Origin of the sequence: Treponema primitia ZAS-1 (assembly GCF_000297095.1) — a bacterium.
Taxonomy (GTDB): domain Bacteria; phylum Spirochaetota; class Spirochaetia; order Treponematales; family Breznakiellaceae; genus Termitinema; species Termitinema primitia_A.
The window spans coordinates 1-16,869 of sequence record NZ_AEEA01000175.1 but is presented as its reverse complement, the minus strand read 5'-3'; the positions used below and the strand labels follow the sequence as shown (position 1 = coordinate 16,869).

14 protein-coding genes are annotated in these 16,869 nt (G+C 49.5%); 9 read left to right on the top strand and 5 right to left on the bottom strand.

Features of this window, described 5'->3' with window-relative positions; all coding sequences use genetic code 11:
- Window positions 1-77 precede the first annotated feature (77 nt).
- From TPRIMZ1_RS0117270 to gpmI, 8 genes are all read left to right on the top strand, one after another.
- On the top strand, window positions 78-1,085 hold the full coding sequence (locus TPRIMZ1_RS0117270) for a substrate-binding domain-containing protein (protein WP_010263644.1): 1,008 nt from the start codon (window positions 78-80) through the stop codon (window positions 1,083-1,085).
- Window positions 1,086-1,259: 174 nt separating this feature from the next.
- Window positions 1,260-2,615, top strand: a complete 1,356-nt coding sequence (locus TPRIMZ1_RS0117265; RefSeq protein WP_010263642.1) for an ABC transporter substrate-binding protein — start codon at window positions 1,260-1,262, stop codon at window positions 2,613-2,615.
- A 95-nt stretch (window positions 2,616-2,710) separates the two neighbouring features.
- Complete coding sequence (locus TPRIMZ1_RS0117260; protein ID WP_010263640.1) at window positions 2,711-3,634, top strand: carbohydrate ABC transporter permease; 924 nt, start codon at window positions 2,711-2,713, stop codon at window positions 3,632-3,634.
- Between the two features lie 15 nt (window positions 3,635-3,649).
- On the top strand, window positions 3,650-4,513 hold the full coding sequence (locus TPRIMZ1_RS0117255; protein WP_010263638.1) for a carbohydrate ABC transporter permease: 864 nt from the start codon (window positions 3,650-3,652) through the stop codon (window positions 4,511-4,513).
- A 28-nt stretch (window positions 4,514-4,541) separates the two neighbouring features.
- Complete coding sequence (locus TPRIMZ1_RS0117250) at window positions 4,542-6,653, top strand: hypothetical protein (protein WP_010263636.1); 2,112 nt, start codon at window positions 4,542-4,544, stop codon at window positions 6,651-6,653.
- Window positions 6,654-6,665: 12 nt separating this feature from the next.
- On the top strand, window positions 6,666-7,349 hold the full coding sequence (locus TPRIMZ1_RS0117245) for a D-lyxose/D-mannose family sugar isomerase (RefSeq protein WP_010263634.1): 684 nt from the start codon (window positions 6,666-6,668) through the stop codon (window positions 7,347-7,349).
- 13 nt (window positions 7,350-7,362) lie between these two features.
- Window positions 7,363-9,807 carry a GH116 family glycosyl-hydrolase gene (locus TPRIMZ1_RS19465; protein WP_010263632.1) on the top strand — a complete coding sequence of 815 codons (2,445 nt, stop codon included), beginning with the start codon at window positions 7,363-7,365 and terminating at the stop codon, window positions 9,805-9,807.
- Between the two features lie 120 nt (window positions 9,808-9,927).
- Window positions 9,928-11,589: a 2,3-bisphosphoglycerate-independent phosphoglycerate mutase gene (gene gpmI / locus TPRIMZ1_RS0117235; protein WP_010263631.1), complete on the top strand. Its 1,662-nt coding sequence runs from the start codon at window positions 9,928-9,930 to the stop codon at window positions 11,587-11,589.
- 2 nt (window positions 11,590-11,591) lie between these two features.
- Here the strand turns inward: gpmI and TPRIMZ1_RS0117230 are convergent, their stop codons facing one another.
- From TPRIMZ1_RS0117230 to TPRIMZ1_RS0117210, 5 genes are all read right to left on the bottom strand, one after another.
- Complete coding sequence (locus TPRIMZ1_RS0117230; protein WP_010263629.1) at window positions 11,592-11,999, bottom strand: acyl-CoA thioesterase; 408 nt, start codon at window positions 11,997-11,999, stop codon at window positions 11,592-11,594.
- A 5-nt stretch (window positions 12,000-12,004) separates the two neighbouring features.
- Entirely contained in the window at window positions 12,005-13,678 is a 1,674-nt protein-coding gene (locus TPRIMZ1_RS0117225) for a carbon starvation protein A (RefSeq protein WP_010263627.1), read from the bottom strand.
- A gap of 62 nt (window positions 13,679-13,740) precedes the next feature.
- Window positions 13,741-14,262: a 3-isopropylmalate dehydratase small subunit gene (locus tag TPRIMZ1_RS0117220; RefSeq protein WP_010263625.1), complete on the bottom strand. Its 522-nt coding sequence runs from the start codon at window positions 14,260-14,262 to the stop codon at window positions 13,741-13,743.
- Window positions 14,263-14,284: 22 nt separating this feature from the next.
- A complete protein-coding gene (locus TPRIMZ1_RS0117215) occupies window positions 14,285-15,595 on the bottom strand; it encodes a 3-isopropylmalate dehydratase large subunit (RefSeq protein ID WP_010263624.1) in 1,311 nt (436 codons plus the stop codon).
- Between the two features lie 13 nt (window positions 15,596-15,608).
- Window positions 15,609-16,175 (bottom strand): helix-turn-helix domain-containing protein, encoded by a 567-nt coding sequence (locus TPRIMZ1_RS0117210; protein ID WP_010263622.1) that lies wholly within the window; start codon window positions 16,173-16,175, stop codon window positions 15,609-15,611.
- 361 nt (window positions 16,176-16,536) lie between these two features.
- Here TPRIMZ1_RS0117210 and TPRIMZ1_RS0117205 point away from each other — a divergent pair.
- Window positions 16,537-16,869, top strand: a 333-nt coding sequence (locus TPRIMZ1_RS0117205) for an Rpn family recombination-promoting nuclease/putative transposase (RefSeq protein ID WP_026043789.1), incomplete at its 3' end; no start/stop codon positions are given.

Below are 16,869 nucleotides of genomic sequence, written 5' to 3'. Positions count from 1 at the left end.
GAAAATATGAAGGTACTACCCTTGCTGGATTATTACGTTGCTTTGAATTCAAAATTTACTGGAAAGTGGTGAATAAAATGAAAACTAATATAAAAACAATTAGCGCTATCACTGGATTTTCACAGGCAACTATTTCCAATGTTTTGAATAATAAAAGGGGGGTGAATTCTAAAACCACGGAAACCATCCTCAAAGTTGCAAAGGAGACCGGATATCTCAATTCAACCCACATTACCAGCATAAAACTGGTGATGTATAAGAAAAGCGGACTGGTATTAACGAACACCCCCCTTATTGCCGCCCTATTGGATGGAGTGGAAAGTGAAGGCCACGCCCATGGACTTGATACTAAGATTGTAACCATAAAAGAAGGAGAAAGCGGATACCGGTCGAAATTGGAGCAGTTGATTCGGGAACGTAATTCGGGGATTATCCTGTTGGCTACGGAATTGGAATGGGCGGATATGCGTCCTTTTCTCAACACCCTGGGGCCCATTGTTGTTTTAGATGCATGGTTCAGGGAGGGGAATTTTGATACCGTATTGATGAATAATTCGGATTCCCTCTATGTTTCAGTCACCTGCCTGGTAGAAAACGGGCATCATGAAATAGGTTATATTGATAGTTCCGTACCAATTCGTAATTTTTATTACCGGAAAAACGGCTTTATCAGGGCTATGGAATCCTATGGCCTAAAAGTTGATAACCGGTATTGTATCAGCCTGGGGCCTACTTCCAATGACGCCTATGAGGATATGTGCCGGTATTTACAGGGTAAACATGCAATTCCAACGGCCTATTGTGTCGTAAACGATATTATTACCTTTGGGGCGATGAAGGCTTTGCAGGAATTCGGATACCGTATTCCGGATGATGTATCCCTGATCGGTTTTGACAATATGCCCTTTTGTGATATGACCTCTCCGCCGCTAACAACGATTAATGTCCTTAAAAGGGAACTTGGCCAGGTAGCCGTACGCAGGCTGCTCGCCCTCTGTGATGACGGTGAAGAAATCCATACAAAAACCCAACTTTTAACCACCCTGGTACCTCGGGGGAGTGTAAAAAAATTAGTTAATATTTAGTCGTTTTCATGTAAAAATTTATATACAATTTCTTAAAAAAAGACTTGCATTAATAAAAAACACATGGTAGTATTGGTTAGTCAAAGGAGGTATCTTCCACTAAATAAGTATATGAATTTTTAAATCATATACTAAACCTTTGTTAAGGTCCTAAATACTTTTAAGGAGGCTAAGATGAAAAAAATCATTCCAATTCTGCTATGCCTAATCCTGGCATTAGCATTTGTCGCCTGTGGTGGAAAAAAAGCTGCCACCGCCGCTGCCGGTGGTCCGGTAAGGGTCAAGGTTGCCCTTTTTAACGATGGCAACGCCCTAAGTACCGCTCAAAAGACGGTTTTTGATGCATTTGTAAAGGAAAATCCCGGTATCATTCCGGAATTCCAGTTCATAACCAGCGATTCCTATGGATCAAACTGGAACGGGTTCTTGATGAAAATCCAGACCATGATTGCCAGCGGCAATGCCCCGGATGTTATCAGTCTGGGCCTGGAAGGGGTTGGATTCATGATCATGAACGATCTGGCCCAGCCTTTGGACGACTATATTGCCGCGCATCCCGAGGAGCTTCAGAGCATCCGGTCGGAGGGTATTGATAAGGAATTGCTGAAGATATTCGTCGTGGATGGTAAGCTCTATGGGTACCCCTTTGAAGCAAACTCGGTGGTTACCCATATCCGCAAGGACATATTCCAAAAAGCCGGTGTTGCGCTGCCCCCGGATAACTGGACCTGGGACGATTTTAGGGATATCTGCGCCAAAATAAAGGCCGCCGATACGGGCGCTTTTGCCTTTGCGGTACCCACGAATTTCTTCTGTCTTCAGGCGCTTCTCTATTCCAATGGCGCGGCCCCGTTAAATAACAACTGGGATGCAGCGGCAATCAATTCTCCCGAGAGCGTAGAAGTATTCCAGTTCCTGCAGGACGCCATTTTTAAATATGGTTATGCTCCCCAGCCCAGCCAAACTATTAGTGAGACAGAATTGGTAATCCAGGGACGCGCTGCCATGCAATGGATAGGCCGTTGGGTCTCAAATGATTATGCTGCCAGTGAACTCTACGATACCATCTATACCCAATTAGTACCGGCGGGTAAGGCGGGGAATGTCTCCTGCGCCGGTGACGCCTGTTTTGTGGTATTGAAGAGCACCAAGGTTCCGGATGCTGCAAAAAAAGTTGCTATCTGGTGTGCTGGTCAGACCTATGTTGATACCTTCCTTACAACCGGTTCCCTGCCGGCTAACCAAATATTTGGTGAACAGATCCTGGCAAAGGATCGGACTATTGATAACTGGAAATCCATGTATCAGGTATATAATTCCGGTCAATGGCGCCGCAGCCAGGATCCGCCTGAGTATGCGGATCTTGCAAATATTTACGGCAAATACATGGACATAATCTATTCAAATCAGATGCCCGCCAAGCAGGCCCTGGATTTGGCCGCCGCTGAGATTAACCAAGTATTTGCAGAGAGCAGCTTCCGTAAGACCGATGCGCAGATTAGGGTTGTTAATAGCCTGTTTAAAAACTAAGGTTATTGCGTATCCTTTTCAGGATGATAATTTTTTACCGAATCCGGAACATAATTCCGGATTCGGTTGATTTAAAAGTGTAAGGAGTCAATCCCATGGGGACAAAAACGGTACATACGGTTAGCCAAAAGCAGCGCACCATAAGGGAAAATGTTTCCGGGTATCTTTTTATACTTCCTACGGTCTTGTTTTATACGGCATTTATCGGCATCCCGATTTTTATGACTGTTTTTATTTTAAGTTTCTCAGATTTCAGCCTTCTGTCTCCCCTTGAATTTGTCGGATTAACAAATTTTTTCAAGTTATTTACGGATCCGGATTTTAAAATCGTGGTGTTCAATACGCTTAAATTTATCTGTATTATCGCCCCCGTACATATCATCCTGGGTCTTGTTTTAGCGACCCTCATTGATTCGGTCAGGAGCCGTTTTTTCCAGGGGTTCTTTCGGACGGTATTTTATTTCCCCCTGGTTGTCACCACCGCTTCAATTGTCCTGGTATGGGGGTATCTCTACGACTATAACTTTGGCGTTTTCAATTGGATCCTGAGTCAATTCGGCATTGCCCCAATCCGGTGGTTGGCCGATACGAAGTGGTCCCTCCTTTCGGTTGCTTTGTTCAGCGCCTGGAAATTCATTGGCAACGCTTTTTTGTACTATTACATAGGTCTTAGAAATGTACCGGATGTTTACCTGGAAGCTGCAAGCATTGATGGGGCAAGTAAACTACAGCAGTTTTTCCATGTAAAGCTGCCTCTGCTTACGCCAACCCTTTTCTTTGTGATTACCACAACTTTGATTAATTGTTTCCAGATGTTTGATGAACCCTACTTTCTTACAAGGGGAGGTCCGGGGGTTTCTTCTCAGACTATTGCCATGCACATTTATCGGAAGGGCTTTGGGGAGTATCACTTTGGATACGCTTCCACATTGGGCTTAATTCTGTTCCTTATTGTTCTGGTGGTTACTATTTTTATGTTTGCATTTCAGAAAAAATGGGTAAACTATGATAGTGAATAGAGGCGAGGTATAAAAGTGAAAAAAATAAAACCAAATAAAATCAGAAACCATAGTTTATCGGATCAGATTGGACAGACCGCATTGGTTGTCTGCCTTACCGTTATAGGCATTCTTATGTTGTTTCCGTTTTTCTGGGCTTTCTCTACTTCTCTGCGGCTGCCCAAAGATTCTTTTAGTCTGCCGCCGGCATTTTTCCCCACCGAATGGCGCTGGGAAAATTATGCGTATATTTTCAAGGCGTTACCATTTGGACGGTATTTAATCAACAGTATCGTCGTGGTAGTTTCCATAGTGGCAGTGTCATTACTCTTTTCTTCAATGGCGGCATTTTCCTTTGCAAAACTGCATTTTAAGGGTCAGAATATTATGTTTATCTATATTATCTGCGGCCTCATGATCCCCTTCCAATCCATAGTTGTTGCACAGTTTCTGATTGTATCCAGGATGAATTTGATAGATACTCCGCTGGCATTGATACTACCGTATATCGCAAATCCATTTGGTATTTTCCTGCTCCGGCAGTTCATGGCGGGTATTCCCAATAGTTACTATGATGCGGCGGTCATAGACGGCTGTAATAAGTTCCGTATTTATTGGAATGTAATCATCCCCATGTCGGTACCATCCCTGGTTGTGGTTGCCTTTATTCAGTTTATTGCACAATGGAATAACTTTTTCGCTCCCCTCATCTACATCAATTCAACCGAGAAGTTTACCCTTCCCATGGGTATGCAGACCCTCAAGGGGTTCCGTTCCGCGGGCAGCCTGGCCTACATTCTTGCGGGGGTCATGATCTCCCTGGTTGTTCCTTCGGTGGTATATATAATTGGACAAAAACATCTTATCAAGGGCACCTTACTCTCCGGCCTTAAAAGCTGAAGGTTAATTTAATTGAAGGAAGGAAACTATGCTTAAGGGACTTTATTTCATGGGCTGGTACCGGGATATGTGGAATTATCATCCCAGTTTGCCCCAGAAAAACATGCAGATGGTGGACGATATCAGCGATATTCATGCGAATATGCTTATTTGGTCCAGCCTGGGCAGCGGCGCCATTGGTTTGCCCTATATGGAAAAGGAGGCCTTCGGCGACACCTCCCCCAGAATGCGGCTCTACGGTTTCATGAACGACAGCGAATTCTGCCATGAGTGCGCCAAGCGGGGGGTTAAGGTGTTTTCGGTTTTGTGGAAGGCCCAACTCTGGGAATTCGGCGCCGAATTTAATGAAGATGAAAGTAAGCTCCTGTCCCTGAATATCCTGCGGGGCGCCTCAAAGAACCATAAATATGTGGGGATGAGTGAATTATCCACCAATAAATATCCCAAGCTTTTTGATCCGATAGAAAAATTCTTTCCCAACGGTCTCTTGGACTGGCAGGGAAAAAAGGTGGGGGATTTCCTCCAGGAATTTAAATCCACATCCCTGGAAGGACGTAATATTCTTTCCGCCTGGCTTATGGCGCCGAACCATGATCACAAATGTTATTCCCCCTGCTGCAACAAGGAATCCTACCTTACGTACATGAAGCGGGATGTGGAACTGATGATCGATGCCGGGGCCGGCGGGCTGCACATTGATGAATACGATACCCAGAAACATATCCTCTCCAATGCCGGTTGTTTCTGTCCTGAATGTTTGGATAAGTTCCGCCGTTACCTGAAAAAGAACAACATAGCGCTTCCGGCGGATGCGGGAAGTCTTGATGCCTTTGACTATCGCAAGTACCTTCTGGGCAAAGGCTATACCGATGAAAATCTTTTAGCCTTTAATGGGAATGACCGTTGGGATATCCCCCTATACCGGCATTTCTTCAATATGCAGATGGATTCCATTGAATGGGTGGTGCGGGAGCTTTCAACCCATGCTAAGGCCTATGGGAAAAAAGCACGGGGTGAAAATTTCCCGGTTACCGCCAATCTGTTCCAGTGTATGCCCATTGCCTGGAGTTCCAAAAAACATTTGGATCTGCTGGCGGGTGAAAAAACTGCCATAACCCTGCGGCAGGATGGCTGGTATAAGTTTGCATTCGGCTGGCTCAATGGTAAGGAATGCTGCTTTGTGGAAGATCCTAATCAGTATGTACGGGATATGCTGGTGGATATTAAAAATGGCATCAACGACCGGTTTATTATGTTTGCCCTTGAGCCGATTGCCCATGGTTTTCATGTAGCCTTCCCCTATGGTTCCTGGCTGCAGAATCAGGTCCGGGATGCATTCTGGCCGGATCTCCGGCTCCTGAAGAATTTAGGGCCCTGGCTGGATACCAATGAACATCTGTTCACCAAAAACCCGGTGGCGGATATTGCGGTAATCTACGATCACAATTCAGCGTATGAAAATATGGTTTCTGAACCGGCAACCGATGTTAATTCAACGTATAACAAAGTAGAAAAGATAAGCCTCAAGGGAGTGGAAGAACTTGGCAGGCAGGGGGCTTTTTCGAACCAGGGAGATTTCGGGAATTTCTTTAACCTCGTTCAGGATCTGAGCGATGCCCAGGTACTCTATAATGTTATCTACGAAAGCCCCGATGAAATCCTTACCGTCGAACGTCTCAAGGGATATAAAAAAGTGGTGGTCCCCGATGCGTTCCTCCTGGACGAAACCAGTGCAGCGGCGCTTAACGCATTCGCCGCCGCAGGGGGAGCGGTAATTACCTATGCCCGGGCAACGGCTGCATTATCCAAGTACACTAATTATAAGCAGGCTGACCGGGCGGTATTAGTGGGGGAACTTGCAAAAAACAAAGGGCTGGTTGAGGCTGCTGACAGTAAAAAATTCGGGATTGCCCTGCATAAAACAAAAACCGGTTATTCACTGCATATTTTGAACTATAGCTTTAATGAACAAACCCACTTGATTGACCCGATAGCGGAAGCAGCCTTCAAGCTGAATTTTTCCGCCAAATCGGCAAAAGTGTACAGCTTCCCGGAAAATTCCGGCGCCGTGAGTAGTCTTGAAGGAAATTCTCTGAAGGTCAAGAACGCCGGTATCTATACGGTGATTGAGATAAACTAAAAGGAGCTCCATATGAAACGTTCTGAATTGAACAAGATAATACGGGAATCCCTGGCATTTGTCCGGGGTAGGGGTCTGGAATTTCCACCCTTTGCTACATGGTCCCCCGATGACTGGCGTAAGATTGGGGAAGATGAGCGTGAACTTGTGGATAATATGTTAGGATGGGATATTTCAGACTTTGGCGGGAATTTTAAGAAGGTGGGACTTACTATCTTTACGTACCGTAACGGTAATTTTAATAATAAAGAAAAATATCCAAAACCCTATGCGGAAAAACTTTTGCTGGTGGATGAAGGCCAGGAACTGCCCTTTCATTTCCATTGGAGTAAAATGGAGGATATTATCAACCGGGGCGGCGGGGAATTAGTTCTTCATGTGTACAATTCCGATGAGCACGAAGACTTTGCCAAGACCGATGTGGTATTAACCTTGGATGGAAAGAAAATTACCGTGCCCGCAGGCAGTGCGGTACGGCTGCTCCCCGGCCAGAGTATTACCCTGCTTCCCGGGCAATATCATAATTGGATTGCCGAAAAGGGAAAGGTCATGCTGTTTGAAGTTTCTACCACCAATGACGATAGGGTTGATAATCGTTTCCATTCAGCTAAGGGTAGAATCCCTGAAATTGAGGAAGATGTTAAGCCGGAGTATTTGATTTTTAACGATTATAAAGACTACGTACCGTTTAAGTAGGAGAAATTAGGGTATGGAAAAGATTTACCCCCAGGATGTATTGTATGGCCTTGGGTATAATGCCCGGTATACCCGGGAGCACGACCAGGCGCTTTTTTTACTTGGGGGTATTGGTACGGGGAGTATTTCCCTTGGTTCCAGAGGGCAGCTTACGGATTTTGAACTTTTCAATCATCCATCCAAGGGGCTCCGCTTTCCCTATACCTTTTTTGCCGTTCATGCCCAGGGGGAAGGGGTTAATGTTACGAAGGTTCTGGAATCCCGGTTAACCCCTCCCTATGGCGCTGCCAATGGATTACCCGCACAGGAATTAAGCGGTTTACCGCGTTTCCTGGAGAGCGAGATGCAAGTACAATTTCCATTTGCATCAATACAATTTATGGATGATCGCCTTCCGGTTAAAGCAGAACTGGAGGCGTTTAACCCTTTCATCCCCCTTAACGCCAATGATTCGGGGATCCCCGCAGCGATACTGCGGTATCGAATTAAAAACACCTCGGCGGCGCCATTACAAATTTCAGTTGCCGGTTCTCTGTATAATGCCGGAGGATTCACCGGCATAGAACCCTTTGGGAATTTTATTAATACGGGCCGTCCCTTTAATGTCTATCAAAAAGAGCAGGAGATACGGGGTATTTTCCTTGATAACGACGGCCTTCCGCCTGCCAGTATCGAATATGGCAATTTGGCTTTGATGACATCCGATGAATCCGTAAGTTACAAAGCGGAATGGCAGATGGGGCAGCGCATTGATGGCATTCACAATTTTTGGGATGATTTCAGTGAGGATGGTAAACTGGATAACGATGCGCCTAAAATGGGTGTGGATGGTAAATTGGATAAAAAGATCCTCATAAAAATTGGTTCTTTGGCAATAAGCCGCACATTGGCCCCCGGGGAGGAATACTGTTACACCTTTGCCTTGGCATGGTATTTTCCAAATCGCATTAAGAGTTGGCCAAAGGATATGAACCTCTGTGATGAAGAGGGCCAGGAGATAACCCGTAATTACTATGCAACCCTCTTTAAAAGTTCCTGGGGCGCCGGATCCTACCTTTTGAAAAATCTGGATCGTCTGGAAGGGGTGAGCCGGAAATTTACCGACGCCGTATACGGCAGTACCCTGCCGGGTTACATAATAGACGCCATGACCGCAAACCTGACTATCCTTAAAAGTACAACCTGTTTCCGTATCGAAAATGGGCACATGTTTGCTTTTGAAGGGTGCCTTGATAACGTAGGCAGTTGTCCCGGTAACTGTACCCATGTCTGGTATTATGCCCAGGCCATGGCCTATTTGTTTCCCGAACTGGAGCAATCCATGCGGCGGACGGACTTTCTTACGGAGACTAATGATGAAGGGGAAATGCAATTCCGGGCAATGCGGGAATTGAATGGCGCCAGCTGGGGTTTTTTGCCCGCCGTAGACGGGCAGATGGGCACCATAGTGCGGCTGTACCGGGATTGGCTCATCAGCGGGGACGATGCTTTCCTTAAAGAACTATGGCCCAAGGCAAAATTGGCCCTGGATTATGGGATTCGAACCTGGGATACCGACGGTGATTTTGTATTGGACGGAATGAAGCATGTTGATTATGATGTGGAATTTTACGGGATAGACCCCTTAGGTAACCTGTGCTATCTTGCGGCATTAAAAGCGGCGGTGAAAATTGCAGAATATTTGAAGGACGAAGGTGCGCACAATCGTTATCAAACTATTTACGATACGGCTTCGGTTCAAGCGGATAAATTCATGTGGGATAGCAAGGCGGGATATTTTATTCAGGTACTGAAAGATGTAGATGAATTTAAATATCAACATGGTACGGGCTGCCTCGCGGATCAATTAATCGGTCAATTTTATGCCCATTTGACGGGCCTTGGGCCGCTTGTGGATGCGGGGCATATTAAGCAGGCAGCCCAGTCTATTTTTAAATATAACTTTATTTCAGATTTTACTGATCATCCGAATATGCAGCGGGGATATGCGGTTAACGATGACAAGGGTTTATTGATGACCACCTGGCCCCTGGGCGGCCGGCCCCGGTATCCGTTTTTCTACTCCGAAGAAGCCTGGAGCCGTACTGAATACCATGTCGCCTCTACCCTAATCTACGAAGGGTTTCTTGATGAGGGGCTCACGATCGCCAAGGCTGTTCGGGATCGGTACGATGGCATTAAGCGTAATCCATGGAACGAATTTGAATGCGGATGGCACTATTCGGGGATCATGTCCAGTTGGGGCCTTTTGCTAGCCCTTAGCGGCTATCGTCCGGATCTGCCCGCCGGCAAAATGTATTTTGCTCCGGTGCTGAACAAAGATAATTTTAAATGTTTTTGGTCTAACGGAAAAGCCTGGGGGACCTATACCCAAAAAACCGTGAACGGCGTACTTGAGTATCAAACCGAAACCTTATATGGAGACCTTTCCGGCATCGAAGTTGTTAGTACGGGATAGTCAAAATAAGGATTTGTGGCCGATGGAAATCCGGTATTCCCACCTCTCCGCACTAAACAAACCCCGCTTTTTGTGATATACTCTTAACCAGGTAAATTATTGAATCAAGGAGTTCCCGATATGGTAGAAGCCCTTAAAAAAGACCCTTCCTGGAAGGGCCGGCGCGGTCCGGTGGTCCTGGTCATCATGGATGGCGTGGGATACGGCAAATATAAAGAAGGCGATGCGGTCGCCGATTCCAAAATGTATCATTTAGACGCGATTAGGGCGAAGAGCCCCAATACCAAGCTTAAAGCCCACGGTAAGGCGGTGGGTCTCCCCTCGGACGACGACATGGGGAACAGCGAAGTGGGCCACAACGCCATGGGCTGCGGCCGGGTCTTTAATCAGGGCGCGGCCCTGGTGTCCAAGTCCATCGAAACCGGGGCCATGTTCACCGGCCAGGCCTGGAAGGATGTGTCCTCCAATGCCGCTAAGGGCGGAACCCTGCACTTTATCGGCCTTTTTTCCGATGGCAATGTGCACAGCCATCTGGACCACCTCAAGGCCATGATTAAGCAGGCAAAAAAAGACGGGGTTAAGAAGCTTCGGGTCCACGTACTTTTCGACGGCCGGGATGTGGGTGAAACCAGCGCCCTGGAATATGTTGACCCCTTCGAGGCTTTCCTGAAAGAGCAGAGCGGCAGTAATTTTGACGCCCGCATAGCTTCCGGGGGCGGCCGTATGTGGATCACCATGGATCGCTACGGCGCGGACTGGAGCATGGTGGAACGGGGCTGGAAGGTCCATGTCCACGGCGAGGGACGGCAGTTCGCTACAACCAGGGAGGCGGTGGAAACCTACCGCAAGGAGATCCCCGGTATCATCGACCAGGACCTCAAGGAATTCGTCATAGCCGAGGGGGGCAAGCCTATTGGTACTATCGAAGACGGGGATTCGGTGGTCTACTTCAATTTCCGTGGAGACCGGTCCCTGGAGATCACCGCCGCCTTCGAGGATGACAAGTTTGATAAGTTTGACCGCGGACGCAGGCCCAAGGTTTGTTACGCCGGGATGATGGAATACGACGGCGATTTACATGCCCCTAAGCGCTACCTGGTAAGCCCGCCGTCCATCGATAAGACCATGGGTGAATACCTGGCTGCCACCGGGGTACGTACCCTTGCTATTTCGGAAACCCAGAAGTACGGCCATGTAACCTACTTTTTCAACGGCAATCGTACCGGCAAGTTCGACGACAAGCTTGAAACCTTTGTGGAGATCAAGAGCGACGTGCTCCCCTTTGAACAGCGCCCCTGGATGAAGTGCGCCGAAATAACCGATCAGATATTGGAAGCCATACCCTCGGGGAAATACGATTTTATCCGGCTCAACTTCCCCAACGGCGACATGGTGGGCCACACCGGGATATACCAGGCGGTGGTCTGCTCCATGGAAGCCATGGACCTCCAGCTGGGCCGTATCGCCAAAGCGGTGGATGAAGCCGGCGCAGTATTGGTAATCACCGCCGATCACGGCAACTCGGACGATATGTTTGAACACGATAAAAAAAGCGGCGCCGTATCCCGCAAAGAGGATGGCAGCCCCAAGGCTAAGACCAGCCACAGCCTCAACCCCGTCCCCTGCATCGTCTACGATCCGGAGTACAAGGGCGAATATCCCGCGACTCCTCACGACAGCATTCTTAACGAGGGCCTGGGTATCAGCTCTATCGCCGCCACCTGCATACGGTTATTAGGTTACGTACCCCCGAAGGACTACGACCCGGCGGTGATTAAGTAGACTTAGTTTTCCTGTGGTGTAAGGTGTTCTTCCAGAAGCTTTCTTTTATCAGCCGGAATAGGTGTACTTTTCCGGCTGATAAAATCAAAGTGGACGATTACGGCGTGTCCCGTAGTGCAAAGCTGTCCTTCCTGCCATGCCTCGTGGTACACCGTAAAGGACTTGGTCCCGATGCGGCTGATGCAACTGCGGATTTCCACATCGTACTGGAAAAAAAGTTCCCCCACAAAATCATAATCCGCGTGGGCCATAATCAAGGGCCAGTCGCCATGGACCACCCGGAGATCGGGTGCGAAGATCCGAAACAGAGGATTCCGGCCAAGTTCAAACCAATTTGCCAGGACCGTATTGTTGATGTGCCCCAGTCCGTCAATATCCCCGAACCGGGGTGTTACCGTTGTTGTAAACATACTACCTATGCCGCAGCCTTTTCAGTGAGTTTCTTTACCCCCGAAACAGCAACCATAATCCCCAAGCCCAGAAGCAGGATGGCGAAGACCAACTGGAGGCCGTCGGCGCCGAAGGTGAAACTGCCGGCCCCTATCTTACCGTATTTCTGAATGATCGTAAAAACCAGGGCAGTAAAGGTAACCGCAAGCATGATGAACATGGGTCCCCAGAGCATGGCGCCCTGACGGTTGGTCTTTTTTAAGAAAACGGAACAGGCGATAAGGGACAATGCCGCCAGAAGCTGGTTTGCGGATCCGAAGAGGGGCCAGATGGTCTGGTACCCCAGTACGGCCAGGAGGTAACCCACAAAGAGGGTAGCAATGGTGGCGACATACTTATTGGCCAGGAAGTTCGCAAAGGGATGCCCCGTTTGTCCCGGTTCCAAATCTTCCGTAAACAGCTCCTGGAAAGCAAGGCGGCCAACCCGGGCCACCGAATCCAGGGAGGTGAGGGCGAAAGCGGAAACCGAAAGGGTAATCAGGGTGAATATGATGTTTGCAGGCAGGCCGAGCTTGGTCAGGAAGCCCGCAACCGCAAAAGCAAAGATCTGCGGCGGGGTGACGATACCTTCCGGGAGTTTTCCCCCTACGGTTAAGGCGCCCACGGTAATCAGGGCTAATACCGCCAGAAGACTTTCCACCAGCATGGCCCCAAATGATATGGGGAGCATATGTTTTTCGTTATCGATCTGCTTTGATGCGGTACCGGAGGCTACCAGGCTGTGGAAACCGGAAACCGCGCCGCAGGCTACGGTAACGAACAGGATGGGGAACAGGTAATTGTTACCCACCTTGAATGCCGTAAACGCAGGGATATTGATGACCGGGGCGGTGAAGACCACGCCGATAAAGGCCGCGCCGATCATGGCCACCAGAAGGAAGGAATTAAGATAATCCCGGGGCTGGAGTAAGCCCCAAACCGGGGTAATGGAGGCGAAAAAGATATAGGCAAAGACCACATAGAGCCAAATAGATTTTGCCACATAAACCGGAAGAAGAATGCCAAGGGTGATACAGATTGTCAGCAAAACTACGGCGACGATTCCCGACACAATGCCGGTGGGCTTGAATTTTCTCATGAAAAAACCGAGTCCAATGGCAGCGGCGATAAAGAGCAGGGATGTTGTGGCCACCGCAGCGTTGGCTTCCACCTTGCCCCCTGCGGCGTTGAAGCCCGCGAAGGTTCCCGCCACGATATCCGCAAATGCGGCAACCACCAGAATGGAGAAGAGCCACACAAAAAGAAGGAAAAGCCGCTTCCCGGTTTTACCGATATAGGTTTCGATAATATACCCGATGGTTTTTCCCTTGTTTTTTACCGAAGCGTAAAGGGCGGAAAAATCCTGGACCGCGCCGAAGAATATCCCCCCGATAAGTATCCAGAGCAGTACCGGCAGCCAGCCGAACATTGCCGCCTGAATAGGCCCGTTGATGGGACCTGCACCGGCGATGGACGCGAATTCATGGCCAAACACAATGCTGGGCCGGGTGGGGACATAATCCACGCCATCCTCCATCTCATGGGCCGGGGTAGGCCGTTTGGGATCCACCCCCCATTTGCGTGCTAAGTAACGTCCGTACACAAGATATGCAGCCAAAAGTACCACCGCAGAAATAAGAAGCATAACTAAACCGTTCATTTAAGGAACCTCCTTAACAGTAATCCCCAAGGGCCTTTGGACCCTGGGGCCTCGAAACCATATTAATAATGCGCCGCGGCATATTCAACCCATCCCCCGGCTTCCACCAGGGCTTTTTCAAAATCCTTGAGTACAAAGGGGACGGACTTTGTCTTCCCTCCCCCCGCAAAGGTGAGGGTAGCTTTTTCGATATCCGCCGTAAGCGTTGTTTCCTGCCCCTTAAAATCCCGGAACAGTTCCTCCAGGGTGGGCGCCGGAAGCTCCGCGGCGATCATCCCGCAGTTATACATATTCTGACGGAATATCCGGGCGAAACTTTCGCCGATAACGATATTGATGCCGTTCACTTCCAGCACCCAGGGCGCGTGTTCCCGGGAACTGCCGCAGCCAAAGTTAGCCCTGGTAATGATAGCCCCCTTGCCGGCAGTATCCGCAGGGCTAAAGCCCGGAAGTTTCAGATCCTCCAGGATAAAAGCCTTAAGGGCCTCCTTGGAATTTTCAGTTAAGTACTTGGCGGGAATAATCTCGTCCGTATTAATATCGCTGCGATCCAAAAACAGGACCCGGCCTCCAAAGTTTTTCATACTGGTCTCCTCTATAATAAGTTTAAAGATCTTCGGGATTAGTGATACTGCCCGCTATGGCAGTTGCCGCCGCGGAAACGGGGCTCATAAGGTGGACCATGCCGCCCTTACCCATACGTCCGTAGAAATTGCGGTTAGTGGTGGAGGCGCAAACTTCCCCCTCAGCCAGGACCCCATTGGACATTCCCAGGCAGGCCCCGCAGGTGGCGTTGGTTACACAGAACCCCGCGTCCAGGAATATCTGTATCAGCCCTTCCTTGAGGGCCTGGGTGTAGATTTCCGTGGTGGCCGGTGAAACGATACCCCGTACGGTGTCGGCAATCTTCCGCCCCTTCAGCACCGCCGCCGCAGCCCGGAGGTCCTCCATGCGCCCGTTGGTACAGGACCCAATGTAGACCTGGTCTACCCGCGTCCCCTTAAGGGAGCGGATAGTTTTAACCTGATCCGGCTTATAATCCACCGTAGCCGACGGCTCCAGACCGGAACAGTCAATATCGACCACCCCCGCATACACCGCGTCATCATCGCTGCGCCACTTGGCATAGTCCGCCAGTGCCGCTTCCTTGGTTGCGTAGGCCTTTTCCCCCGCCGGACCGATGAAGGGCCAGAGATAGTCCACCGTAACGCGGTCGGGCATACAGACCCCGCTCGTGGCGCCGGCTTCCACCGCCATGTTGCAGATAGTCATCCGGCCTTCCATGCTGAGCGCCGGGACGCCATCGGCCCCTTCGATCACCGGCCCCCGCAGTTCCATTACCTTATCGGTGGCGCCGGCCACGCCGATTTTAGCGATGATCGCCAGGATCACATCCTTGGCATACACACCTTTACTGAGTTTTCCATTCAGATTGATACGCAAAGTTTCGGGCTTGCGGAAAGCGCAGACCCCCTTGAGGATCCCCACTTCCAGGTCTGTGGTACCCACCCCGGCGGCAAAGGCCCCGAAGGCTCCGTGGGTGCAGGTGTGGCTGTCCCCCATGATGATGGTGTAGCCCGGCCGTACAAAGCCCTTCTCCGGGAAGATGGCGTGACACACACCGTTCCTGCCTATGTCGAAGAAATCCTTGATCCCATGCCGCCGCGCCCAGTCCCGGAGTATCTTCCCCTGCTGGGCGGTTTTGGAATCCTTGGCAGGGCTTACATGGTCTATCACTACCTTGAGCTTTGTTTTGTCAAAGACCCGGTCCAGTTTTTTTGATACCAGATCGTTGATAGCGATAGGGGTGGTGATCTCGTGACAAAATACCCGGTCCAGCCTGAGCACCCAGGTGTCACCGAAGGGCCGGTCCGCCACATGGGCGTCAAAAATTTTTTCCGCTAAGGTTTTTCCCATATATAACTCCTCTTTAATTTCCTATTTCGCCCTTTGGCGGCGTGATAACCCAAAATACCCGCAGCGTTTCATCCCCGGGGTTTGACAGCACATGGGGGGAGTCGGCCATAAAGCTGGCGGAATCCCCCGGGGAAAGCTCATAGGTCTGGTTCCCCACGGTAAGCTCCGCATTCCCCTCCTGGACTATCCCCAACTCCCATCCCGGATGCCCATATTCCCGCCCTCCGGTCTTCGCCTTTGCCTCCAGGGTAATCGAGTAGGCTTCGATGCCCTCCTGCCCCTGCTTCTCAAGGTGGGCCAGCCGCTCGTAAAGCACCCCCGGCCGGGTAAAGGTAGTCCGCTCCTCCCGCCGCATGATCCGCACCGACCGTTCCCGGCGGTAATCGGAGAACAGGTATTCCAGGTCCAGGTCCAAAGCATCCGCCAAAGCCAACAGGGTATCGATGGCCGGAGAAACCCTGTTCCGCTCAATCTGTGAAACCAGACTCTCGCTTACCCCCGCTCGTTCCGCCACCTCCCGCAGGGTGAGGGATCGCCGCTCCCGGACTGCCCGGATTTTTTCGCCAAAATTATAGTGCATAACAACCTTTAAGTATGCTGTAGAGAATACAGTATAAGTTAAGTTTTGAGAATTGTCAACCTAATACTATATCTTTTTTCTTGTACTTTGTCGGCAAAGACGGGCGTGGGGAGGGGTACACCCGTCTTCATGTGCATGTAGAACCTGTCTCCGCAGCCCCGCTGCGCGGGTCTACTACGACAGAGAATTCCATATACATGAAGGCGGGCGTACCCCTCCCCACGCCCGCCGATATCACATAATACAAAGACCGGATTGCAGTATAGGAATGGGCCTTGAGTATGATCAAAAAACAAAAATATTTTTCCGCAGACTAAAGCAAAATCAGGGTCTAATTCCCTATCTGGGGCAGGAGGTTTTTATGAAAAAACCGGTGCTCAAAATTATGGTGGACTATGTTTTCAAACTTATCTTCGGCGACCAGCGGAATATCGATATTCTTGCCGGGTTTTTAAAAGCTGCCCTGAATCTGCCCGAGACGGAATACGACAGCCTAACCATCGTGGACCCCAATCTCAAACGGGAGTTTGCAGATGACAAAGCAGGCGTTTTGGACGTAAAAGTTCGTACCAAAACGGGTATCGTAATCGACGTGGAAATCCAGGTCTCCGCCTATGGCGGCCTGCGCAAACGCCTTACCGAGTATGCCGTCAAAATGGTCACTGAACAGATTAAACGGGGGGACAACTGGGGG